The organism is Sphingobium sp. WCS2017Hpa-17 (genome assembly GCF_031843765.1).
GTDB lineage: Bacteria > Pseudomonadota > Alphaproteobacteria > Sphingomonadales > Sphingomonadaceae > Sphingobium.
The window spans coordinates 600733-624206 of the sequence record NZ_JAVTIV010000001.1 but is presented as its reverse complement, the minus strand read 5'-3'; the positions used below and the strand labels follow the sequence as shown (position 1 = coordinate 624206).

General features: G+C 64.5%; 23 protein-coding genes. 17 read left to right on the top strand and 6 right to left on the bottom strand.

Going from position 1 to position 23474, the window contains the following annotated elements; all coding sequences use genetic code 11:
* Positions 1-117: 117 nt before the first annotated feature.
* From glk to RQH62_RS02960, 3 genes are all read left to right on the top strand, one after another.
* A complete protein-coding gene (gene glk / locus RQH62_RS02970; RefSeq protein ID WP_311267239.1) occupies positions 118-1092 on the top strand; it encodes a glucokinase in 975 nt (324 codons plus the stop codon).
* A gap of 2 nt (positions 1093-1094) precedes the next feature.
* Entirely contained in the window at positions 1095-1715 is a 621-nt protein-coding gene (gene eda, locus RQH62_RS02965) for a bifunctional 4-hydroxy-2-oxoglutarate aldolase/2-dehydro-3-deoxy-phosphogluconate aldolase (protein WP_311267238.1), read from the top strand.
* 154 nt (positions 1716-1869) lie between these two features.
* Positions 1870-2382 carry a hypothetical protein gene (locus RQH62_RS02960; RefSeq protein WP_311267511.1) on the top strand — a complete coding sequence of 171 codons (513 nt, stop codon included), beginning with the start codon at positions 1870-1872 and terminating at the stop codon, positions 2380-2382.
* 271 nt (positions 2383-2653) lie between these two features.
* On the opposite strand, the gene RQH62_RS02955 is transcribed toward RQH62_RS02960, so the two are convergent.
* From RQH62_RS02955 to RQH62_RS02940, 4 genes are all read right to left on the bottom strand, one after another.
* Positions 2654-3238 carry a gamma carbonic anhydrase family protein gene (locus RQH62_RS02955; protein ID WP_311267237.1) on the bottom strand — a complete coding sequence of 195 codons (585 nt, stop codon included), beginning with the start codon at positions 3236-3238 and terminating at the stop codon, positions 2654-2656.
* Between the two features lie 13 nt (positions 3239-3251).
* Entirely contained in the window at positions 3252-5453 is a 2202-nt protein-coding gene (locus tag RQH62_RS02950; RefSeq protein ID WP_311267236.1) for a fused MFS/spermidine synthase, read from the bottom strand.
* 95 nt (positions 5454-5548) lie between these two features.
* On the bottom strand, positions 5549-6544 hold the full coding sequence (gene hemB / locus RQH62_RS02945; RefSeq protein WP_311267235.1) for a porphobilinogen synthase: 996 nt from the start codon (positions 6542-6544) through the stop codon (positions 5549-5551).
* Between the two features lie 63 nt (positions 6545-6607).
* Complete coding sequence (locus RQH62_RS02940; RefSeq protein ID WP_311267234.1) at positions 6608-7633, bottom strand: glycosyltransferase family 2 protein; 1026 nt, start codon at positions 7631-7633, stop codon at positions 6608-6610.
* Between the two features lie 323 nt (positions 7634-7956).
* Here RQH62_RS02940 and RQH62_RS02935 point away from each other — a divergent pair, with 323 nt between their 5' ends.
* Both RQH62_RS02935 and RQH62_RS02930 read left to right on the top strand, forming a co-directional pair.
* On the top strand, positions 7957-8346 hold the full coding sequence (locus RQH62_RS02935) for a hypothetical protein (RefSeq protein WP_311267233.1): 390 nt from the start codon (positions 7957-7959) through the stop codon (positions 8344-8346).
* A 42-nt stretch (positions 8347-8388) separates the two neighbouring features.
* Positions 8389-8778, top strand: a complete 390-nt coding sequence (locus RQH62_RS02930) for a VOC family protein (protein ID WP_311267232.1) — start codon at positions 8389-8391, stop codon at positions 8776-8778.
* A gap of 5 nt (positions 8779-8783) precedes the next feature.
* Here the strand turns inward: RQH62_RS02930 and RQH62_RS02925 are convergent, their stop codons facing one another.
* Positions 8784-10364 (bottom strand): M28 family metallopeptidase, encoded by a 1581-nt coding sequence (locus tag RQH62_RS02925; RefSeq protein WP_311267231.1) that lies wholly within the window; start codon positions 10362-10364, stop codon positions 8784-8786.
* A 122-nt stretch (positions 10365-10486) separates the two neighbouring features.
* Here RQH62_RS02925 and RQH62_RS02920 point away from each other — a divergent pair, with 122 nt between their 5' ends.
* The 5 genes from RQH62_RS02920 (at position 10487) to RQH62_RS02900 (ending at position 15023) form a co-directional block, all read left to right on the top strand.
* A complete protein-coding gene (locus tag RQH62_RS02920; RefSeq protein ID WP_311267230.1) occupies positions 10487-11248 on the top strand; it encodes a head GIN domain-containing protein in 762 nt (253 codons plus the stop codon).
* Positions 11200-11931 (top strand): GIN domain-containing protein, encoded by a 732-nt coding sequence (locus RQH62_RS02915; protein ID WP_311267229.1) that lies wholly within the window; start codon positions 11200-11202, stop codon positions 11929-11931. Before RQH62_RS02920 ends, RQH62_RS02915 begins: the two co-directional genes overlap by 49 nt.
* A gap of 335 nt (positions 11932-12266) precedes the next feature.
* Complete coding sequence (locus RQH62_RS02910; RefSeq protein WP_311267228.1) at positions 12267-12560, top strand: LysR family transcriptional regulator; 294 nt, start codon at positions 12267-12269, stop codon at positions 12558-12560.
* A gap of 340 nt (positions 12561-12900) precedes the next feature.
* Positions 12901-14172: an ammonium transporter gene (locus RQH62_RS02905; RefSeq protein ID WP_311267227.1), complete on the top strand. Its 1272-nt coding sequence runs from the start codon at positions 12901-12903 to the stop codon at positions 14170-14172.
* Positions 14173-14177: 5 nt separating this feature from the next.
* Entirely contained in the window at positions 14178-15023 is an 846-nt protein-coding gene (locus RQH62_RS02900) for a glycosyltransferase family A protein (protein WP_311267226.1), read from the top strand.
* Here the strand turns inward: RQH62_RS02900 and RQH62_RS02895 are convergent.
* Positions 15020-16351: an MFS transporter gene (locus RQH62_RS02895; protein WP_311267225.1), complete on the bottom strand. Its 1332-nt coding sequence runs from the start codon at positions 16349-16351 to the stop codon at positions 15020-15022. The two genes, RQH62_RS02900 and RQH62_RS02895, sit on opposite strands and share 4 nt — an antisense overlap.
* Positions 16352-16538: 187 nt before the next feature.
* On the opposite strand from RQH62_RS02895, the gene cyoA reads away from it, so the two are divergent.
* The 7 genes from cyoA to RQH62_RS02860 are packed head-to-tail and all read left to right on the top strand — an operon-like array spanning position 16539 to position 23302.
* Positions 16539-17657 (top strand): ubiquinol oxidase subunit II, encoded by a 1119-nt coding sequence (cyoA, locus tag RQH62_RS02890; protein WP_311267224.1) that lies wholly within the window; start codon positions 16539-16541, stop codon positions 17655-17657.
* A 5-nt stretch (positions 17658-17662) separates the two neighbouring features.
* Entirely contained in the window at positions 17663-19663 is a 2001-nt protein-coding gene (gene cyoB / locus RQH62_RS02885; RefSeq protein WP_311267223.1) for a cytochrome o ubiquinol oxidase subunit I, read from the top strand.
* Between the two features lie 5 nt (positions 19664-19668).
* Entirely contained in the window at positions 19669-20292 is a 624-nt protein-coding gene (gene cyoC, locus RQH62_RS02880; protein WP_311267222.1) for a cytochrome o ubiquinol oxidase subunit III, read from the top strand.
* The gene (gene cyoD, locus RQH62_RS02875; protein WP_311267221.1) at positions 20289-20732 is read left to right on the top strand and encodes a cytochrome o ubiquinol oxidase subunit IV; all 444 of its coding nucleotides are present in this window, start codon (positions 20289-20291) and stop codon (positions 20730-20732) included. The genes cyoC and cyoD overlap by 4 nt, the downstream gene beginning before the upstream one ends.
* Positions 20729-21448: an SURF1 family protein gene (locus RQH62_RS02870; RefSeq protein WP_311267220.1), complete on the top strand. Its 720-nt coding sequence runs from the start codon at positions 20729-20731 to the stop codon at positions 21446-21448. The genes cyoD and RQH62_RS02870 overlap by 4 nt, the downstream gene beginning before the upstream one ends.
* Positions 21445-22779, top strand: a complete 1335-nt coding sequence (locus RQH62_RS02865; RefSeq protein ID WP_311267219.1) for an ATP-binding protein — start codon at positions 21445-21447, stop codon at positions 22777-22779. Before RQH62_RS02870 ends, RQH62_RS02865 begins: the two co-directional genes overlap by 4 nt.
* Entirely contained in the window at positions 22769-23302 is a 534-nt protein-coding gene (locus RQH62_RS02860) for a response regulator transcription factor (protein WP_311267218.1), read from the top strand. Before RQH62_RS02865 ends, RQH62_RS02860 begins: the two co-directional genes overlap by 11 nt.
* Positions 23303-23474 lie beyond the last annotated feature (172 nt).

The following is a 23474-nucleotide window of genomic DNA, read 5'->3' as shown; positions in this document are numbered from 1 at the left end:
CGTCCCTCCGTCATGCCAGCGCAGGCTGGCATCTCTCTTCTTCATCCAACTTTGATGGGAAGAAAAATGAGATCCCAGCCTTCGCTGGGATGACGGGCAAGAGAATTGGATGCCCTGATGACCGACATCATCGCCGCCGACATTGGCGGAACCAACGCCCGCTTCGCCCGCGCCTCGCTGGACGAGCGGGGCGTGCCGACGCTCGGCACCGTGCGCAAATATAAGGTCGCCGATTATCCCAGTCTGCAAGCCTGCTGGGCCGCCTTTGCCGAAGATGAGAAGAAGGATGGCGCCGGCGACCTGCCTCGCGCCGCCTCCATCGCCTTCGCCACCGCGATCGGGCGGGAGGTGATCAAGCTGACCAACAGCAATTGGGTGATCCGCGCCGATACGCTGGCGGCCGACATCAATGTCGACACCGTCCGCCTCGTCAATGATTTCGAGGCGGTGGCCCATGCCGTGTCGCGTCTGCCCGCCGAAAACCTGCCTTTGCTGTTCGGGGAGGATCGCCCCTTCCCCACCGATGGCGGCGTCACCATCCTTGGCCCCGGCACCGGCCTTGGCGTCGCGATGATCGCTTATGATCAGGGGCATCCCCATGTGATCGCGACCGAAGGCGGGCATCTCGACTTTGCTCCGCTGGATCATATCGAGGAAAAGATCCTCTCCTATCTGCGCGATAAATTCCTGCGCGTGTCGACCGAGCGGATCGTGTCGGGTCCTGGCCTCAATTACATCTACAAGGCGCTGGCGACGATCGGCCATGACCGCGTTATGCTGATGGAAGATCCCGAATTGTGGCAGGCGGCGCTCGACGGCAGCGACGAATTTGCCCGTCGCGCACTCGACCGCTTCTGCCTCTGCTATGGATCGGTCGCGGGCGATCTGGCGCTGGCCCATGGCCCGCACAGCGTCGTGCTGGCCGGCGGCCTGACCCAGCGGATGAAGGATTTTCTGCAACAGAGCGGGTTCCATACCCGCTTCAAGGCCAAGGGCCGGTTCGAAAGCCTGATGGCGACCGTACCGATCCGCTGCGCCATTCATGATGAAATAGGGCTGTTCGGCGCTGCCGCAGCGTTCAGGGAGAAGTGATAATGAGCAAGCTGACCGTCGAACAGGTGATGGACCTCGCCCCGGTGATCCCGGTGCTGGTGGTGGAGCGGGTCGAGGATGCGCTGCCGATTGCGCAGGCATTGGTGAAGGGCGGCCTGCCCGCGCTGGAAGTGACGCTGCGCACCCCCGCCGCGCTGGACGTGATCCGCGAAATGGCCAAGGTCGAGGGCGCGATCGTCGGCGCCGGCACGGTGCTGAACCCGGAGCAGCTGGACGCCGCGATGGAGGCCGGCGCACGCTTCATCGTCAGCCCCGGCCTCACCAAGCCGCTGGGCAAGGCCGCGATCGCCGCGAAAATCCCCTTCCTGCCCGGCACCGCCACGGCTGGCGACATCATGCGCGGCATGGACATGGGCCTCACCCACTTCAAATTCTTCCCGGCCGAAACCTCGGGCGGCCTGCCGGCCTTGAAGGCGCTGGCCGCGCCGCTCCACACCGCTCGCTTCTGCCCCACCGGTGGCATCACGCCGCAAAGCGCGCCCGAATGGCTGGCCCAGCCCTTCATCAAATGCGTCGGCGGCAGCTGGGTCGTGCCCAAGGGGCCGGTCGATCCCGACACGATCGAGGCGCTGGCCCGCGAAGCGGCGGCCCTGCCGCGCTGACCGAAACAAATCCGTTCGCTTCGAGCGAAGTCGAGAAGCGGATAGACCTGCGCTTCCTGTTTCTCGACTTCGCTCGAAACGAACGGACATAGGATAAAGCCAACCGAACCTTGAAGCGGTTGCGTCTGCCTTCGCGTCCACCTAGATGAAGTCTATGAATCCGCGCCGTCTCCTTGCCGCTCTGGCCCTGTTCCTGTCCGGCTGTGCCGGCGCGCCGCAAAGCTATCCCTCGCTCGCCAAGCGCGCGGTGGAAAGCGCCCCCGTCGCGAAGATCAGCCCGCCCTCCGCCCCGGTCCCGGCCGATGCCGCGCTGTCGGCGGAAATCGCCAAATATGTGGGTCAGGCGGACAAGGGCGTCGCCGCCTTCGACACCGCTTATGCCAAGGCCGACAAGGCAGTCCGCGCCGCATCGGGCGCCGCCGTGTCCAGCGATGCCTGGGTCGCGGCGCAGGTGACGATCAGCGCGCTCGAATCCGCCCGCAACGATAGCGTATCGGCGCTCGCCAGCCTCGACACCCTCTATGTCCAGCGCAGCAATGCGGTTGCCGATGGCAAGGCCGCCGGCGGTCTTGAGGACGTAGACGCCGCCCGCAGCGCCGCGCTCGCGCTGGTCGATCAGCAGAACGACCGTATCGACGCGATGAAGGCCCGATTGCCGCAGCCATAGGGTTGGCGGAAAGCGGATATTTGCGGACTTTAGTTTAATTCTGTAGGCTTCACCCCGCGAATGGTGGGGCCAGCAATGCCAAATGCAAACTTTCTTCTACATCCCGCAGTCGGGATGCTTCGGATGACGCTCAATCTCGCACTCATATCCTATTTCCTGTGGCTTATCTGGTCGGGAAACAACGCCGGATATGGAACGTGGAGCGCCATGCTGGTAGTAACGATTTTCAATTTCGTTGTGGATCGCGCAAAACGGCACGCCCGCTAGCCCCCTATTCCCCCATCGCCTTTACCGCGCCCTTATGCGCCTTGGCGTTGTGGACATAATGATCCACCCCTTCGCGCATATCCAGGATCGCCTCGTCGCTCAGGTCGCGCATATGTTTGGCCGGGCGCCCGGCCCACAGCTGACGGTGCAGCACCCGCTTGCCCGGCGACAGCAAAGCGCCGGCCGCCAGCATCGCGTCGCTCTCCACCGTGCAGCCGCTCATCACGATCGCGCCCAGCCCGACGAACGCCCGATCCTCCAGCACGCAGCCATGGATCATCGCCATATGGCCGATCAGCACATCGTCGCCGATGATCGCGGGATAGCCGTCCACCGGCCGTCCGTCCGCCCGATCGCCGGGGCTGTCGCAATGGATGACCGTGCCGTCCTGCACATTGGTCCGCGCGCCGATCCGCACCCGGTTCACATCGCCCCGGATCACGCAATTATACCAGATGCTGGAATCCTCGCCGATTTCCACATCACCCACGATCCGGCATCCCGGCGCGATGAAGGCGCTGGGGTGGATGCGTGGGGCCTTGCCGGCGAAGGGAATGATGCTGACATCGGGATAATCGGTGGCGGCCATTATGGCTCTCCTCTCAAGGTCTGATCTTCAGCACGGGTAATATGCTGGCATGATCGTCGGTCCAGGCGGAAAAGCCCGGACGGGGCTTCAACAGCTGCCACTGCTCGCGACCGGACAGACGGACCAGCTGATCCAGTCGTGCGGGATCGCGGGACAAGGCAACCCAGATCGACGCCGCATAATGCCGCCCCTCGTCCCGCTTGTCCGGCACATAATGGCGCAGCCGCGCATGCCAGCCTTCCGCCGCCGCATCGCCGGCCACCACCGGCCGCAGGTCGAGATAGCGGTTGGAAATATGGATCAGCAGCACGCCATCGCGCGCCAGCCGCTGGCCGTAAATGTCCAGCGCCTCCCGCGTCAGCAGGTGCATAGGAATGGAGTCGGAGGAAAAGGCGTCGATCACCAACAGGTCTGCCCCGCCCGCTGGCTGCCGCGCCAGCGTCATGCGCGCGTCGCCGATGATGATGTTCGCATGCGGCTGGCAACGCGACAGGAAGGTGAAGTCAGCCGGATTACGCGCGATCGCCACCATGGCCGGATCAATCTCGTAGAAGCGCCAGCTTTGCCCCGGCCGGACATAGCAGGCCAGCGTCCCCGCGCCGAGGCCCACCACATCGATCCGCGCACGCGGCCCGAACAGCGCCGGCGCATGGCGCATCGCCAGCCCGACGCCAGAGTCCGGCGCATAATAGCTGGTCGGGTCCAGTTCCCGGTCCTTCGCCCGGTTCTGGACGCCGTGCAGCGTAGTGCCGTGGAACAGGATGCGCTCGCTGTCCCCTTTGTTCGCCACGCCATAGACGCCGAAATAGCTGCGGGTCAGCATGCCGCTGGCCGACTGGGACAGTTTCTCCCACCCGCTCAGGCACAGCATCAGATAGACGAGCATCCCGGCCGTCAGCCAGCGATGGCCAAGCGCCATCACCGCCAGCCCGATGATGGCCATGAAGCTGATGGTCTTGATAAGCGGCGACTTGAGATCGGGTACCAGCCCGCCGCCGACCAGCGAGAGCGCCAGCCCCAGCAGCAGCATGATCGTCGCCAGCCACACCCGCCGCTGCGCATTTTCCCAGAGCAAGCGCGGCAGGCGCAGCACCGCCTCCCGATCAGGCAGCAACAGCGCGGCCGCCACCAGCAGGATCGGATATTCATAGGTCCAGTCGAAGATCAGCGGCGCGATGAGCGCGCAGAACAGCCCGCCCAGCATGCCGCCGACCGACATGAGCAGATAGAAGCGCGTCAGATGCGCCGGCGCCGGCCGTAATTCGTAGAGCCGGGCATGGAGCGCGGTCGAGGCCACGAACAGCACGGTGACGATGCCCAGCGCGATGAAAACCGGGAAATGCACGCCGCCGGTAAAGGCGATGCAGGCGCCGATCAGCAGGATCAGCGGCGCGATCGACAGGCAGAGGTCCGCTGCGCCACGCCGCGCGGCGAAGGCGACCGAGAAGCTGAGCAGATAGAGGCCGAGCGGCACGATCCACAGCAGCGGCATCGCGACGATGTCGGTGGTCAGATACAGGCTGGTCGCCAGCATCAGGCCGGACGGCACGGCCGACAGCGCCAGCCAGTGCAGCTTGCGCCGCGCGTCTGGCGGCGTCGCGTCGCTCGTCTCCACCGCCACTTCGCCGGGGCTGGCCGCCGGCAATCGCCGGGCGCTCATATAGACGAGAAAGAACAGCGCGCCATAGCAGAGCGACCAGAGGATGCTCTGCGCCTTGAGCGCCAGCAACGGTTCGACCAGCAGCGGATAGGCGATCAGGCCGGCAAAACTGCCCAGGTTCGACGCGGCATAGAGCGGATAGGGATCGCGCCCTTCGGACAGGGCGTACCAGCGTTGCAGCAAGGGCGCCTGTGCCGCGACCACGAAGAAGAGCGGCCCGATCGACGCGCCGAGCAGCCACAGCACCCACAAGGCCGGCGCGATGTCGGCGGACGGTTGCCAGCCCATCAGGCCGATCGGCAGGAAGATGGCGGAGATCAGGAACAGGCCCAGATGGATCAGCGCCTGCCGCCGTGCTGGCACCCGGCCCAGCAGATGGGCATAGGCATAGCCCGCCAGCAGCAGCGCCTGATAGACCAGCATGGCGGAATTCCACACCGATGGCGCCCCGCCCAGACGCGGCAACGCCATGCGGGCGATCATCGGCTGGACCAGGAAGAGCAGGAACGATCCCGCGCAGATCGTGATGACGAAGCGAGCGCGCGTGCCGATCAAATATCTGTCCTCCTGTCGCCCCCGCCCCTTTCATGGGGCAGCAGGCGGGCAGGATACAAGCAAGATTCTTGCGGAAAATGGACGATGCCGGCGGATCAGCCGCCCAGCAGCCGCGCCGCGTGGAGCGCATGATAGGTCAGCACGCCCGAACATCCGGCGCGCTTGAACGCCATCAGCGTTTCCAGGATCAGCGCATCGCGGTCGCCGGCGCCAGCAGCGGCGGCATGCTCGATCATCGCATATTCGCCCGACACCTGATAGGCGAAGACCGGGACGGCAAAGCGGTCGCGCACGCGCGCGACGATATCCAGATAGGGCAGGCCCGGCTTCACCATCACGCTGTCGGCGCCTTCGGCAAGGTCGAGCGCCACTTCGCGCAGGGCCTCCTCGCCATTGGCGGGGTCCATCTGGTAGTTTTTCTTGTCGCCCTTCAACAACCCTCGCGATCCCACGGCATCGCGGAACGGGCCGTAGAAGGCACTCGCATATTTAGCGGCATAGGCCATGATCTGGACATTGGCATGCCCGCCTTGCTCCAGCGCGGCGCGGATTGCGCCGACCCGGCCGTCCATCATGTCGCTGGGCGCGATGATATCCGCGCCCGCCGCTGCCTGATTGAGCGACTGGCCGATCAGCACGTCGATCGTCGCGTCATTGAGGACATAGCCGCTATCGTCCAGCAGCCCGTCCTGCCCATGGGCGGTATAGGGGTCGAGCGCGACGTCGGTCAGGATGCCGATATCGGGCACCGCATCCTTGATCGCGCGGATCGCCCGGCACATGAGGTTATCGGGATTGAGCGCTTCGGCGCCATCGTCGCTGCGCCGCTCTGCCTGCGTATTGGGGAAGAGCGCGAGGCAGGGGATGCCCGCGTCGCGCGCGTCCTTCGCCCGCTCGACCATCAGGTCCACCGACCAGCGCGACACGCCGGGCAAAGCCGCGATCGGCTCCTCCACGCCCTGCCCTTCGGTCACGAACAGCGGCCAGAGGAAATCGCTGGGCGACAGGCGGTTTTCGGCGTGCATCGCCCGGCTCCAGGCCGATGCACGGGTGCGGCGCAGGCGCAGCGCCGGATAGGGGGCGTAGGTCATGCCTGCGGGTTTAGGCCGGGGAGTCAGGGGGATCAAGCCGGGCAGTTTGTCCCACCTTCCGCTTCAATGCTCGGGCTGTCGCTTGCTCATTGCCAGAGCCAGCCCCAATATGCCGGCCCGGATGATCCGGCCCTTTTGCAGATATTGCCAGGCGACCTGCCCGAAGGAAATGGGTGAGCTATCCTCCATGACCCGCCGATAGCGCCCGATTTCGCTGCGCAAGGCGCCAAGCGAGGCACGCGATTGGGGACAGCGCAGCAGGCGCTTGGATATCTTCACATATTCCCGCTCCAGGAAACGCGCGACGATCATCTGGGTCCGCGCCGTCACGCCGGACAGGCCCTGCGCCAGTTCATGGTGAAAGCCCACCAGCGCCCGCGCCAGTTCGTCATTGCGCTGCCGGTCGAACAATTTCACCTTCCGCGCCAGATGCGCCATGATGCTGCCCGGCCGGGACCGATAGAATATCCATGGTTCCGATACATGATAGAAGCTGCCAACCTGTAGCAGCAGGCGGGGCACGATGGCGACATCCTCAAAGCAGGCGCCTTCGGGAAAGCGCGTCGCGGGGCCGAACAACGCCCGTTTCCAGATCCGTGACCAGACATGCAGCCGGCGCCGCGCGAACACGCCGGCAACCAGCGTTTCGGTGCAGCGGGACAGGGCCTGCGCCGGCCCGTCAAAGGTCGAAAAACGCGCATCCCCTTCCCGCACATAGTCGCACGACACCAGGTCAGGGGCATGGCGATCGACGATGATCCGCAGCGCGTCGATCGCACCGGCCATCATCCTGTCATCGGCATCGACGAACCAGGCATAGCGGCCGCGCGCTGCGTCGATCAGGGCATTGCGGGCCGCGCTGATCCCGCGATTATGGCTGTGGGACAGGAAGCGGAAGGAAGGGCCGACGGCCTGCGCCATCTGGCGGCACAGTGCGGCCGATCCGTCGGTCGAACAATCATCCAGCACGATCAGTTCGACCTGCGCATGATCGCGCATTTCATACAGGATGGACGACAGGCAATCTTCCACGAAAGGCCGCACATTATAGACTGGGACCAGCAGGCTCAGCCACGGACCGCCATTCATCACTGCGGCCTGACCAGTCGCAGCGCCACCATCATTCACCATAGCCCCCCGATGCGAGAGCCCCCTCTCGCACACATCCCGCCTGCGCGCCGCCTATCATGCGGATGACAGTCGGAAAAGTCAGTTTTTCTAACGCGATAAAGCAATGGCCTGCGTCATCTTCTCATATCTTCTTCGCGCGTCTTCTGTCGGCAAGGCAACGGCACAATATCGCTATCCGTTAGACATTGGTCGAAGCGGCGGAGAAATATTAGTTTTCATTAACCCCGATAGCGCAGGGCTGGATCAGCGACGGACAGGCCAGCGACGGACAGGAACACCCCATGATCAGCATCACTTCGGACAAAAGCCGCAGCCTCGTCATGGCCCAGATGACCGGCTTTCTCGAACCCACGGATGTGCAGCGCTTCAGCGACGAAAAAGACGCCGCCGTCATCGCCATGGGGCTGGGATCGGGCGAATATTATATGCTGGTCAACACCGAAGGCTGCGTCATCCAGTCGCAGGAGGTGGTGGCGACCTTCATGCGTGTGATCCTGCAATCGCCCTTCCGCTCGCGGCGGCTGGCGGTGGTGCGGCACGACAATCTGACGCGCCTGCAAACCCGCCGTATCCTGAGCGTGCGGGACGAGGCCGAACTTTTCCCGTCGGTGGCGGAAGCGGAACAATGGCTGTTCGACGCGCCGGTGCAAAGGCGCGCCGCGTTCGGCTAAGCAGCGGTTTCGCTATCGCTCCACCTCGCCTATGGATGGCCGATGCGCGCCATCCATCATATCGCCCTCATCTGTTCCGACTATGACCGGTCGCGGGCCTTCTATCGCGACATATTAGGCCTGCCGGTGATCCGTGAAGTGTGGCGGGCGGAGCGGCGATCATGGAAATGCGATCTGGATGCGGGCAATGCCCAGATCGAACTCTTCTCCTTCCCGGCGCCCCCGCCCCGGCCCAGCCGCCCCGAAGCGCTTGGCCTGCGCCACCTCGCCTTTCTGGTCGACGATCTGGACGCGGAGGTCGCGCGGCTGGCGGCGGCGGACGTCGCCTGCGAACCCATCCGCATCGACGAATATACCGGCCAGCGCTTCACCTTCTTCGCCGACCCCGACGGGTTGCCGCTGGAACTTTATGAAAGCGCGCCAGCGGCCTGATCCCGTTACTTCGCGAACCGCTTGAAGAAACTATCCTCATTCCACGCCGGCCGCGCCGCCGCATTGGCGACGCGCAGCGTGACCGCGGTCACATAGGCATTCAGCTTCGCCGTCTCGGCCGGCAGCACCGGCTGATTCAGATCGTCGAACGGCGAGTGATAGATATTGGCCCGCCACGCCTTTTCCGCGGTCGCTTCCGGCGTGCCCGCCTTGAACCCATATTTGAAGAAGAGCGCCGGAATGCCCTGCCGGATGAAGGCATATTGGTCGGACCGGATGAAGACATTGCGGTCCGGGAAGGGATCGGGCGTGATCGGCAGGTTCATCTGCGCGCTCACCACTTCGGCATCCTTGCCCAGGCTGCTCTGGTCGTAACCGACCGGCGTCACGCTGGTCAGCGGAAAGATCGGCAGCGCCATGTCGAAATTCAGGTCCGCCACGATGCTCTTAGCCGGCACGGTCGGCCGCCCCGCAAAATAGCGCGCGCCCAGCAGCCCCTTCTCCTCCGCCGTGACGATGGTGAACAGGATGGAGCGCTTCGGCTTGACCTTGCTCGCCTTCAGCGCCCGCGCAATCTCCAGCAGGCTGGCCACGCCCGACGCATTGTCGAACGCGCCATTATAGATAGCATCGCCCTTGATCGGCGTGCCGATGCCATAGCCGTCCAGATGCGCCGACAGCACGACATGCTCGGCCTTCAGCGTCGGATCGCTGCCCGGCATGACCGCGACCAGATTGGGCGAGGACAGGTCGCGCCGCGTGGCCGCCACCTGCGCCTTCAACCGCAGCGCCAGCGGGAAGCTGGCGACCGGGGCGGACGCATCGGCCGCCGCCGCGATGGCCGCGAAATCCTTGCCCGTGCCCGCGAAGAGCTGCGCCGACTTGGCCGGATCGAACTGCGCGCTCAGGAAGGGCAGCTTCGTTTCCCGCATGGCATCGTCGGCGAAATAGAGCGCCGGCGCCCCGGCCAGCGCAACCCGCCGCACCCAGGGAATTTCCACCTGCCCCGGCGTCACCAGCGTGATCAGGCCCAGCGCGCCCTTCTCGGCCAGCCATTGCGACCGCTCCGACCGGGCATGGGATTTCAGCGCGCCGGAAATATTCGCCGGCCCGCCCGGCAGCACCACCACGATCTTGCCCTTCAGGTCCAGCCCGGCAAAATCATCATGCCCCGCCTCCGGCAGATGCAGGCCATAGCCGGCAAAGACCATCGGCGCGTCGATGCTTTCGGGCACCGGCCCGCCGCTGCCGGAAAAGATCAGGTCGCCCGGCACCGCCAGCGCCACCTCTCCCTGCGCGCCCACCAGCGCGGCGCTGCTGCGGTCCGACTGGATGCGCTGCTCGACAAAGGCGACCGGCTGCTTGTAGCCGTCCACCCCGGCAGGCTTCAGCCCCAGCGCCTTGAACTGGCCGATCACATAGTCGGCCGCCCGGTCATAGCCCGGCGTCCCCGTCCCGCGCCCTTCCATGCCGTCATTGGCCAGCGCCTCGACATGCGCCCACCAGCGCGCGCCGTCATCGGCCTGTGCATGGGCCGTAGTCGCGATCAGGGACAGGAGGGGAAGAGCGATGAGGGACAGGCGCATCGGGGCGGACTCCGCTTATTTTCAAGAGGCTAACATGCCAGACCCTGTCCGACGAACAAGGGGGCTTGGAACCGCCACCCAGCATGTGTATTATCATGGCAATACACAATCAGGAGATAGCGATGTCCCGCCCCCTTCCCCTCTTCGCGCTGGTCGTTGCCGGCCTGGCCCTGTCGACCGCCGCCTGCTCGCGCACCGACGAAACGCCCAGCGCCGGCACAGCCCCCGATCAGGCCGCGCAGACCACGCAGGACTGGGCGAAACTCAGCCAGTTCGACGCCATCGACGCGACCGGCCCGGACAATGTCGTCGTCACCATCGGACCGGATTTCAAGATCAGCGCCGACGGCGATCCTGCGGCGGTGGCGGACCTCGACATCCGTACCAAGGGCAGCACGCTCGTCATCGGCCGCAAGTCCAAGGGCGACTGGAGCTGGGGCAAGAAGGATGGCGACAAGGGCGCGACCGTCCATGTCACCATGCCTGCAATCAAGTCCGCCGACCTGACCGGCGCAGGCGACTTCGACCTCGACAAGGCGGAGGGCGACAGCCTGACCCTGTCGCTGACCGGCGCGGGCGATTTCCGCATCGGCGCGGTGAAACTCAAATCGCTGACCACCGACATCACCGGCGCCGGCTCCATGAAGATTGCCGGTACGACGGACGAAGCGGAATTCTCCATCACCGGCGCGGGCGATATCGACGCGCAAGCGCTCAAGGTCGGCACGGCCAAGGTCGATATATTGGGCGCGGGCGACATCGACTTTGCCTCCGACGGGAAGGTCGCTATCAGCATCATGGGTCCGGGCGACGTGACGGTGAAGGGCAAGGCGCAATGCACGACAAGCGGAATGGGACCGGGCGAGGCGCGCTGCGCGCCCTGATAGCGACGGGCGCGGCGGGGCTGCTGCTCGCCACACCCGCCGGCGCGGCGACGCGCAGCTTCACCATCACCAGTTTCGACGCGATCCGCGTGGAGGCGCCCGTCACCGTGGTCCTGACCACCGGGGCGGGCGTATCGGCACGGGCAGAAGGCGACCAGAGCGCGCTCGACCGGCTGAAGATCGATGTGTCCGGCCGCATGCTGATCCTGTCGATGGACCGGGCGCGACCGGGTGAGAAGAGCGGCGGCGCGGCGACGCTGCGCCTGTCCACCGGCATGGTCGACCGGGTGATCGTGAACGGCGGCGGGTCCATCGCGATCGACCGGATGAAGGGGTTGCAGGGACAGATCAATCTGGGCGGCAATGGCGACATCAGCGTCGCGACCGTCGAACTGGACCGCCTCGACCTGACATTGGCAGGCGGCGGCCGGGTGACGCTGGCGGGGCGGACGGGCGTCGCCAATGTCCGCGTCATCGGCGCCGGCGCGCTGGCGGCCGAACCCCTGCGCGCGCGGCAGGCCAGCATCAGCAATGAAGGCCCCGGCAGCGTAACCCTGACCGCAGACGTCAACGCAAAGATCGTGACCGCCGGATCGGGCGACATCAGCGTCGCCGGCAAGGCCGCCTGCACGGTGGACAATCGCGGCACCGGCCGGGTGATGTGCGGGGGTGCAGGGTTTTAAGGCGGGATGGCGGAGATGGGTGGGAAGGGGACGTTCCATTTCAATCGTCATCCCAGCGAAAGCTGGGATCTCTCTTTTCTTTCAAGCGCATTCCCAGAAGAAGTGAGATGCCAGCCTTCGCTGGCATGACGGGAGTTGGTCGTTAACCGCCATAACTTCTTTCGTCATGCCGGGCTTGACCCGGCATCCCACTGTCTCGGCAAGCGTTGGCAGCCCAAAGCGGGGCCCCGATCAAGCCTGTCGAAGGGTCCGGGGTGACGGAAGCTCGTCGTAACCAGCCAGCGTCCACGCACCCATGCTTTCCTATTTGCTCTTTCTCTGATCTATCCTTGCAGATGGAACAGACCCCCTCCCCCGCCGCGCCCGATGGGGCGCCCGCCACGGATCGCGCGCACTGGACGCCTGCCCGGCAGCGCCTTTTCCTCTCCGTCCTGCTGGACAGCGGCAATGTGTCGAGCGCCGCGCGCGCGGCGGGCATGTCGCGGTCCAGCGCGCATCGGTTGCGGCGCAAGCTGGCCGGCACGCCGTTCGATCAGGCATGGGACCGGGCGCTGGCCGTCCATGCCCATCTGATGGCCGATCCCTTCGCCCAGTCCGCCCGTCCCGCGCCGCAGCGGAAGCCGGGATGAATGCCGGCGCAGTCCTGTCGCCGGCCTGTCGCCCGATCGCGCGGTTCGGACGCGCGCATGTCGCCAAGGCGTGCACACCTGTCGCGCAACTGTAGCGTCAGTGGCGCGCAATGGGAGCGCTTCTGTCGCGCTGATGTCGCTCGGGTGGCGCGGCTGTGTCGCTCATCCGGCGCATGCCCGTCGCACCTCCGTCGCAATTGCCCCTTATTGACCCGACGACGGTGTGAACTTCGACCTGTGACGTCCCCGTGACCCTCGCTTTATCTGCCCCGTTGCTTATCGAAAACTTTACCAGCCCGCGGTTAGACAGGCCGCAATCCTGACAGCCGGAATCCCGACCATGCGCCTTGCCTTCACCCTCCCCCTTCTGGCCGCGCTCGCTTTGCCCCAGCCTGCATGGGCGCAGGTGGCCGTTGCCGATAGCGGCGATACCGGCTGGATGATCCTGTGCGCGCTGTTGCTTTTGCTTGCCGCGTTGCCGGGGCTGATGCTGCGCCATGCGGGGCAGGTGAATGTGCGCAACGCGCTGTCGGTATCGGCGCAGGGCGCGGCCGTCATCGCCGTCGCCACGTTGACCTTCGCCATCGCGGGCTACAGCGTCGCTTATGCGCCGGGTAGTCCCTGGCTGGGTGGCGGGTCCAATCTGCTGCTCGCCAATCTGGGTGAGTTGCGCGACGGGCTGACCGTGCCCGAATCGGCCTTCGTCCTGTTCCAGCTTGCCCTTGCGCTGCTGGCCGCCGGCCTGCTGGTCGGCGCGGTGGCGGAGCGGGTGCGGATCGGCTGGTGGATCGCCTTCACCCCGCTCTGGCTGTTGCTGGTCTATGCGCCCATCGCCCATGCGGTGTGGGGCGGCGGCTGGCTGGCGGACCTGGGCGTCATGGATTTTGCCGGCGGGCTGGTGCTGCATGGCACGGCGGGCTTTTCCGCCCTTCCCCTCGCCATCATCGCCGGGGCGCGGCGCGAGCCGTCCGATCCCGGCCATACGCCGTTGCTCAGCCTGGTCGGCGGCGCGCTGTTGTGGATCGGCCTGTCCGGCGCCGTCGGCGGCTGGGCGCTCGGCGCGACCGATGATGCCGCGACCGCCATCCTCAACCATCTCTTCGCCGCCTGCGCCGCTGCGCTCGGCTGGGGCCTGCTCGACAAATTGCTCGGCGCCCGGACGCGCGCCACCGGCATCCTGTCCGGCGCGCTGGCCGGCGTCGCCGCCATCTCCGCCTCCGCCGCGCTGGTCGGGACCGGCGGCGCGATGCTGATCGGCCTCATCGCCGCCATCGTAGCGCGCACCGGGACCGCGATCGTCGCGGGCAAGGTCGACGACAGCGCTGGCATCTTCACTATCCATGGCCTTGGCGGCCTGACCGGCACGCTGTTGCTGCCATTTTTCGTCCTGCCGCTGATGGGCGGGGTCGGTTTCGATGCCAATATCAGCCTGACCGGTGCGCTGACGTCGCAGGCGATCGGCCTCGTCATCGTCGCGCTCTGGGCCATGGTCGGCAGCGCGATCGCCGCGCTGATCGCCTCCGTCGTCATCCCGATGCGGGTGAGCGCGCAGGAAGAAGCGGACGGGCTGGACGCAAGCCAGCATGGCCAGCAGGGCTGGGACTTCCGCTGATCCCCATGCCCGTTGCCGTCGCCATTTTCGCCCATCAGGAAGAGCGCCGGATCGCGCTCTGCCTCGCCTCGATCCCGCTCGACCGGCCGGACACGATCTTCCATGTACTGGTGAATGGCACCACCGACGACACCGTCGCCCGCGCCCGCGCGGCGGCGGGCGGCAGGCGTAACGTCATCGTCTATGACATCCCGGCCGGCGGCAAGTCGCGGACCTGGAACCATATGGTCCACACCCTGCTGACCGGGGATGAGGATGCGGTGATCTTCATGGACGGCGACGCGGAAATCGTGCCCGGATCGTTCGATGCGCTGCTGAACGACCTCGCCGCTCATCCACAAGCCAATGCCGCCGCCGGTATGCCGATGAACGGCCGCATGGTCGAAGCCTATCGGCAAGGGCTGCGTGACGAAGGCGGGCTGTTCGGTGATCTCTATGCGCTGTCAGGCCGTTTCGTCGCGGCGATCCGGACGAGTGGGCTGCGCCTGCCGGAGGATCTGATCGGCGACGATGGGCTGGTCGCGGCCTGGGCGCATACCGACCTGCTGGACGACAGCCATTGGGTCCATGGCCGGGTGCTGGCCTGTGAAGGCGCGGGCTTCATCGCCGAACAGGTGAGCCTCGCCCGTCCCTCGACATGGACGATGCAATATAAAAGGCTGATCAATTATTCGGTGCGCTTCTACCAGAACCGCATCGTGTCCGACATCATGACGCGCGAGGGGCCGGTGGGCCTCCCCGCGCGTCTTGCGAGCCTTTATGGCGACTGGCTGCCCCGCTGGCGTCCGCGCCCCGGTCTGACCGGATGGTTCGACCGGAAAGCGCTTCAGCGGATACGGCGCGCGGCTTAACGGTCGCGGCCGGCCAGTTCCTTGTTGACGTAGAGCGCAACCATCGTCGCCACCGCACCCGACAGCAGGTAGATGCCCGACGCGGCCAGACCGAATTTCACCGACAGCAGCAGCGCCACCAGCGGCGCAAAGCCGGCGCCGACCAGCCAGGCCAGATCGGACGTCAGCGCCGAACTGGTATAGCGGGCCTCGGTCGCGAAGTTGGACGCCACGACGCCCGACGACTGTCCGAAGGACAGGCCGAGCAGCATGAAGCCGAGGATCATGAAGGCGACCTCGCCCAATTCCCCGCCATTCAGCAGCAGCGGCGCCATCAAAGCGAAGATCGCGATGCCCAGCGCTGACCAGCCGAGCAGCGAACGGCGGCCGATCTGGTCGGCGATGAAGCCGGACACGACGATGGCCAACAGCCCCACCGACGCACCGATCATCTCGATGATGAGGAAGCGGTCGAGCGGTTGATCGGTATAAAGCGCAACCCAGCAGAGCGGGAAGACGGTGACCATATGGAACAGCGCGAAACTGGCCAGCGGGGCAAAGGCGCCGATGACGATGTTGCGGCCTTCCTTTTGCAGCGTGGGCAGGACTGGCGAAGGCACCAGATCACGCTGCTCGAACAGCCGTTCGAATTCATGCGTCACCACGATGCGCAGCCGGGCGAAGAGCGCCACGACGTTGATCGCAAAAGCGACGAAGAAGGGATAGCGCCAGCCCCAGTCGAGGAAATCGGCTTCGGTCATGTTGAGGATGGAGAAAGCGAACAGGCCACTCGCCACGATCAGCGCCAACGGCGCGCCAAGCTGCGGCACCATCGCATACCAGCCGCGCTGATGTTGCGGCGCGTTGAGCGAGAGAAGCGAGGCCAGACCATCCCAGGTGCCACCCAGCGCAATACCCTGCGCCGCGCGCAGGATAACGAGGACGACCGCGGCATAGTGGCCAATTGTCTCATATCCGGGTAGGAAGGCGATGGCGACGGTGGAACTGCCCAGCAGGAACAGGGCGCCCGTCAGCTTCGTGCCGCGACCATAGCGCCGGTCGATCGCCATGAAGATGAGCGACCCGATCGGCCGGGTGATAAAGGCGACAGCGAAGATCGCGAAGGAATAGAGGGTGCCGGTCAGCGCATCCACATAGGGAAAGACCAGGCTCGGAAACACGATCACCGAGGCGATGGCATAGACGAAGAAGTCGAAAAATTCGGAGGTGCGACCGATGATCACACCAATGGAAATGTCCCCAGGCGCAATCGAATGGTCGCGCGCATTGATCGAGCGCGCGTCGTCCTCAAGTGGCGTGGAGGTGAAGGCAATGGCCCCAGAACTCATAGACATCCGCTCCTTGGCTTGGCCACCAGTGCGGTTTTCTCGTCTGCCAGTGGCCGTGGAATGGCAGCATAACAGAAAACGAGCAGAGTCTAAGCAGTATCCCATATCCAAAACATTTTTTGCATTCGCACACAATTGGACAAATTGCCCACTATCCGACTCTGTGCGGACCCTTTAGGCGCGCGCCATGGCTAACCCTCCCTCCCCCAACAGGATCAGGCTCTTGCGCTGGTCCGCTCCGATTCTTGCGGCGCCGCTGGCGGGCTGCAACTGGGTCGTGATGAACCCATCGGGCGATATTGCGGTGCAGCAGCGCGACCTGATCCTGATCTCGGTCGCGCTGATGCTCCTGATCGTCATCCCCGTCATGGCGATGGTCGTATGGTTCGCGGTGCGCTATCGCGCCACGAACGAAGCGACCGAAAAGGACTATGATCCCGACTGGGATCACAGCACCAAGCTGGAACTGCTGATCTGGTCGGCGCCGCTGCTGATCATCATCGCGCTGGGCGCCCTGACCTGGGTCAGCACCCACAAGCTGGACCCCTATCGTCCGCTCGACCGGATCGACGCGAAGACGGCGATCGACCCCAAGGTCAAGCCGCTGACGGTTCAGGTCGTCGCGCTCGACTGGAAGTGGCTCTTCATCTATCCGGATCTGGGTATCGCCACCGTCAATGAACTGGCGCTGCCGACCAACGTCCCGGTCCGCTTCGACATCACCGCTTCGACCGTGATGAACAGCTTTTACGTGCCCGAACTGGCCGGCCAGATCTACGCCATGCCCGGCATGAAGACGCAGTTGCACGCCGTCGCCAACAAGCCCGCCAAGAGCGTCGGCTTCTCCGCCAACTATTCGGGCGCGGGCTTCACCCATATGCGCTTTGGCTATCAGTCGCTGGACCAGGCCGGTTTCGACGCCTGGGTCGCAAAGGTGAAGAGCAGCCAGACCGTGCTTGACCGCACTGTCTATCAGACGCTGGCCAAGCCGTCCGAAAAGGCGCCGGTCGCCTATTTCGGCACAAGCGAAGCCAATCTGTTCGATGCCGTCGTCAACCTGTGCGTCAAGCCGGGCCAGCGCTGCATGAAGGACTTGATGCACATCGACCAGATGGGCGGCGCGGGCAAGGAATCGGCCCACGATACCAAGGGGCTGCAATATGACTTCCCCAACAGCCATGTGATCGACCAGGAAGACCGGAACAAGGGACAGGAAACTGCCCCCGACGCGCCCGGCGCGTCGGATGCTCCGGCTGCGGATCACTCCTCTCACAGCGGCGCTGATGCGCACGCGCAGCATCGGTAAGGCCCATGACTGGCACAATGACAACAGCACAGATGATCTTCGGTCGTCTGACATGGGACAGCTTCCCATGGCATGAGCCCATCGTCGTCGCGACATTCTGCGCGGTGGTGCTGGGCGGCGCGGCCGTCGTGGCGGCGCTCACCTATTTCAAGCTCTGGGGCTATCTCTGGAAGGAGTGGTTCACCAGCGTCGATCACAAGAAGATCGGCATCATGTACATGGTGCTGGGCCTCATCATGTTCCTGCGCGGCTTTGCCGACGCGGTCATGATGCGCCTCCAGCAGGCGCTCGCCTTCAACGGGTCCGAGGGTTACCTCAACGCCCACCATTATGACCAGGTGTTCACCGCCCATGGCGTGATCATGATCTTTTTCGTGGCGATGCCGTTCATCACCGGTCTGATGAACTATATCGTCCCGCTCCAGATCGGCGCGCGCGACGTCAGCTTCCCCTTCCTGAACAATTTCTCGTTCTGGATGACCACGGGCGGCGCGGTGCTGGTGATGGCTTCGCTGTTCCTGGGCGAATTCGCCCAGACCGGCTGGCTCGCCTATCCGCCGCTTTCGGGGATCGACTATAGCCCGGCCACGGGTGTCGATTATTATATCTGGGCATTGCAGGTCGCCGGTGTCGGTACGACCCTGTCGGGCATCAACCTGATCGCAACCATCGTAAAGATGCGCGCGCCGGGCATGTCGCTGATGAAGATGCCGGTGTTCACCTGGACCTCGCTCTGCGCGAACATCCTGATCGTCGCGTCCTTCCCCATCCTGACCGCCACTTTGGTCCTGCTCTCGCTCGACCGTTATGCCGGCACCAACTTCTTCACGAACGACTTCGGCGGCAACCCGATGATGTACGTGAACCTCATCTGGATCTGGGGTCACCCGGAAGTCTATATCCTCATCCTGCCGCTGTTCGGCGTCTTCTCCGAAGTCACCTCGACCTTCTCGGGCAAGCGCCTGTTCGGCTACACCTCGATGGTCTACGCGACCTGCTGCATCATGGTGCTGTCCTACCTCGTATGGCTGCACCACTTCTTCACCATGGGTTCGGGCGCCAGCGTCAACAGCTTCTTCGGCATCACGACGATGATCATCTCGATCCCGACGGGTGCGAAGCTCTTCAACTGGCTCTTCACCATGTATCGCGGCCGCGTTCGCTTCGAACTGCCGATGATGTGGACCGTCGCCTTCATGCTAACCTTCACCATCGGTGGCATGACCGGCGTGATGCTGGCGGTTCCGCCCGCCGACTTCGTGCTGCACAACTCGCTGTTCCTGATCGCGCACTTCCATAACGTGATCATCGGCGGCGTGCTGTTCGGCCTGTTCGCGGCGATCAACTATTGGTGGCCCAAGGCGTTCGGCTTCAAGCTCAACCAGTTCTGGGGTCATGTGTCCTTCTGGTGCTGGCAGGTCGGCTTCTGGCTCGCCTTCACGCCGCTCTACATCCTTGGCTTCATGGGCGTGACGCGTCGCATGCGCGTGTTCGACGATCCGTCGCTTCAGATCTACTTCGTCATCGCCGCGATCGGCGCCGCCATCGTCGCGGCTGGCATCGGCGCGATGCTCCTCCAGTTCGCCATCTCCATCTGGAAGCGCGACGAACTGAAGGTCGAAGGCGATCCGTGGGATGGCCGTACCCTGGAATGGGCGACCAGCTCGCCTCCGCCGGAGTATAATTTCGCCTTCACGCCGGTCGTATACGACGCCGACAGCTGGGCCGACATGAAGCGCAACGGCTATCAGCGTCCGCTGACCGGCTATCAGGCGATCCACATGCCCAGCAGCACCGGCACCGGCGTGATCCTCGCGGGTCTGGCCACGGTCTGCGGCTTCGCCTTGATCTGGTACATGTGGTGGCTGGCAGCCCTCAGCTTCGTCGGCATGATCGGCTTCGCCATCTTCCACACCTTCAACTACAAGCGCGACTATTACATCCCGGTCGAGGATGTGACGCGCACCGAGGAAGAGCGTACGCGCATCCTCGCCGCTGGAGTCTGACTGACATGAGCAGCGCAACTGCAAACACGGAACCTCGGGCATATCACCTGCCCGAGGAACCGCACCTCCACGAAGGGCACAGCACGGGCCTGGGCTTCTGGATGTACCTGATGAGCGATTGCCTCATCTTCGCCATCCTGTTCGCCACCTATGCCGTGCTGGGCGGCAATTTCGCCGGCGGCCCCGGCCCCAAGGATCTGTTCGACCTGCCGCTCGTCGCGATCAACACCGCGATGCTGCTCTTCTCGTCCATCACCTATGGCTTTGCCATGCTGGCGATGGAAAAGAACAAGGTCAGCGCCACGCAGGGCTGGCTGTTCGTCACTTTGCTGTTCGGCGGGGCGTTCCTGTTCATCGAACTCTATGAATTCGCCCACCTCATCCATGAGGGCGCGGGTCCGCAGCGTTCGGCCTTCCTGTCGGCCTTCTTCACGCTGGTCGGCACCCACGGGCTGCACGTCACCTTCGGTTCGATCTGGCTGATCACGCTGATGGTTCAGGTCGCCAAAAAGGGCCTGATCCCTGCCAACAAGCGCCGCCTGCTGTGCCTCAGCATGTTCTGGCACTTCCTCGACGTCATCTGGATCGGCGTCTTCACCTTTGTCTATCTGATGGGAGTCCTGCGGTGAGCGACGCTGTCCATCCCCACGATGCCCACGGGCACGGCCATGATGATCATCATGGCGAAGGCGCCCATGGCAGCTTCGGGAGCTACATGATCGGTTTCGGCCTGTCGGTGATCCTGACGGCCATCCCCTTCTGGCTGGTGATGTCCAATGTGCTGGGCGATCCCAAACTGACCGGCATCATCATCGTCGCCTTCGCGGCGGTGCAGGTGGTCGTCCACATGATCTACTTCCTGCACATGAACACGCGCGTCGAAGGCGGCTGGTCGTTCATGGCGATGGCGCTGACGCTGGTTCTGGTCGTCATCGTTCTGGCCGGGTCTACCTGGGTCATGTATCATATGAACAATAATATGATGCCGCATGCGGACATCGACATGACCGGCGAAATGAACGCCGGGCACGACATGTCGACCATGGCAAACATGAGCGAAATGCCGTGACAACGGCGAACACCGGGGGGCGTGGCAAACGCTCCCCGGCCTTCACGATCGGCCTGACGCTGATCGCCCTGATCCTGTTTTCCGGCTTCTCAGCGCTTGGTGCATGGCAAATCCAGCGCCTCAGCTGGAAGCGCGACCTGATCGCCCGTGTCGATGCCCGCATCCACGCCGTGCCGGTCGCCCCGCCCGCCATCGCTACCAAAGCCGACGAATATCGCCGCGTCGCCCTGACCGGCACTTTCCTGCATGACAAGGCCGCCCTGACGCAGGCCGTCACCGTGCGCGGCCCCGGCTTCTGGCTGATGACGCCGCTGCGCGCCGACGATGGCGCCGTCACCCTCATCAATCGTGGTTTCGTCCTCAGCCGCACCGCCACCTATGAACGGCCGCAGGGCAAGGTCGAGATCACCGGCCTGCTGCGCCTGACCGAACCCAATGGCGGCTTCCTGCGCGACAATGATCCGGCTGCCGATCGCTGGCATTCCCGCGATGTCGCCGCGATCGCAAACGCGCGCCATCTGACCGGCGTCCGCGACTATTTCATCGACGCCCAGCGTGGCCCCTCCCCTACGGCCCTGCCGGTCGGCGGCCTGACCGTCGTCAGCTTCCCCAACAATCACCTCCAATATGCGATCACCTGGTTCGCGCTGGCGGCGATGACCGTGGGCGCCTATATGCTGGTCATGCGCCAGACTGGAAAAGATCGCCGGGCATGACCGCGCCGTCCGCCCGACGCAGGCGCTGGCTGCCCGGCCGGTGGCCCGCCGACGCAGCCGGGCGGCGCAACATGGTGTTGCTGGTGCAATTGCGCTGGATCGCCATTGCTGGCCAGATCGCGACCATCGGCTTCGTGCATTTCGGCATGGACATTCATCTGCCGATCGCTTCCATGCTGGTCGTGCCCTGCATCGCCACGGCCATGAATGCCGGCAGCCTGATGGTACTGCGCCGGCGCACCGATATCACCCATGCCGAACTGTTCCTTGCACTTCTGTTCGACGTATTTGCCCTCACCACACAGCTCTATCTCAGCGGCGGCGCGACCAATCCCTTCGTCTCGCTCTATCTGGTGCAGGTCGCGTTGGGCGCGATGCTGCTGCACCGCTGGAGCGCATGGGGTATCGTCGCGGTGTCGACGCTGTGCGCAGCAATGCTGGCCTTGGTCTACCGCCCCCTCGACCTCAGCGAAACGCTGGAAGGCCATTTGTTCGACCTGCACATCGTCGGCACCTGGGTCTGCATCACGATGATCGCGGTGCTGCTGGTGCTGTTCATGACGCGGGTGAACCAGAATCTGCAACAGCGCGAAGCCTATCTGGCGCAATTGCGGCAACAGGCGGTGGAGGAAGAGCATATCGTCCGCATGGGCCTGCTCGCGTCCGGGGCCGCGCATGAACTGGGTACCCCCCTCGCCCAGCTCGCCGTGGTGTTGGGCGACTGGCGGCATATGCGCGAGATCAAGGCCCATCCCGCACTGGTCGAGGAAGTGGGCGAGATGGAAGCAGCGGTGAAACGCTGCAAGACCATATTGACCGGCATCCTTATGTCGGCCGGCGAAGCGCGCGGTGAGGCCCCTGAAATCACCAATGTCCGCGACTTCATCGACATCATCGCGCGCGACTGGCGCAGCGCCAATCCGGGTATGCCGCTGCGCTGCGACTTTGGGCCGCATGATTATCCGCGCATCATCGCCGACCCGGTGATCCGGCAGGCCGTGACCAACCTGCTCGACAACGCCCGCGAAGCTGGCGCAGCCTATATCAACATGATGGTCAGCCGCGACAGCCAGTGGCTGCACATCGCCGTGCGCGACAATGGCCGGGGGTTCGATCCGGCGATGCTGGCCGATGTCGGCAAGCCCTATCGATCGAGCAAGGGCAAGCAGGGCGGCGGCCTTGGCCTGTTCCTGGTCGTCAATGTCGTGCGCAAGCTGGGCGGGCGAGTCGATGCCAGCAATGGCGCGGAGGGTGGCGCGATGGTCCAGTTGCGCCTGCCGCTCGCCACGCTGGCCATGGAGGAAGAACAGGAGACGCCGGATGACGCCTGAACGGCAATTGTTGATCGTCGAAGATGACGAGGCCTTCGCCCGGACGCTCAAGCGCTCTTTTGAGCGGCGCGACTATGATGTGCTGCTGGCCGACAGCCTGGAGGCTGTGACGGCGCTGCTGGCTGATCATCGTCCCGGCTTTGCCGTCGTCGACCTGAAGCTCGGCCCACAATCCGGCCTCGCCTGCGTGCAGGCTCTCCATGCCCATGATCCCGCAATGCTGATCGTGGTGCTGACCGGCTTTGCCAGCATCGCCACTGCGGTCGAGGCGATCAAGCTGGGCGCGACCAACTATCTGGCCAAGCCATCCAACACCGACGATATCGAGGCCGCCTTCGCCCGCGCCGGCGGCGATCCCGAAACGCCGCTCGCGCCCCGGCCGACGTCGATCAAGACGCTGGAATGGGAGCATATCCACGAGGTGCTGAAGGACAGCGACTTCAACATTTCCGAAGCCGCGCGACGGCTCGGCATGCACCGCCGCACCCTCGCCCGCAAGCTGGCCAAGCGGCAGGTGGGCTAAGTCCGCATTCGGCAAACCTTCTCAAGTTCTTATGACCACCCAAGTATAAGATCTTCACAGACCAAGACAGTTTCCCGGAAATGGACATAACAACGGGAAACCGCCCGCAGTTTTCTTGTCGGAATGCCTGGGATCGTCTATGAATTATCCCATCATAATCCGGGCAGGAGGG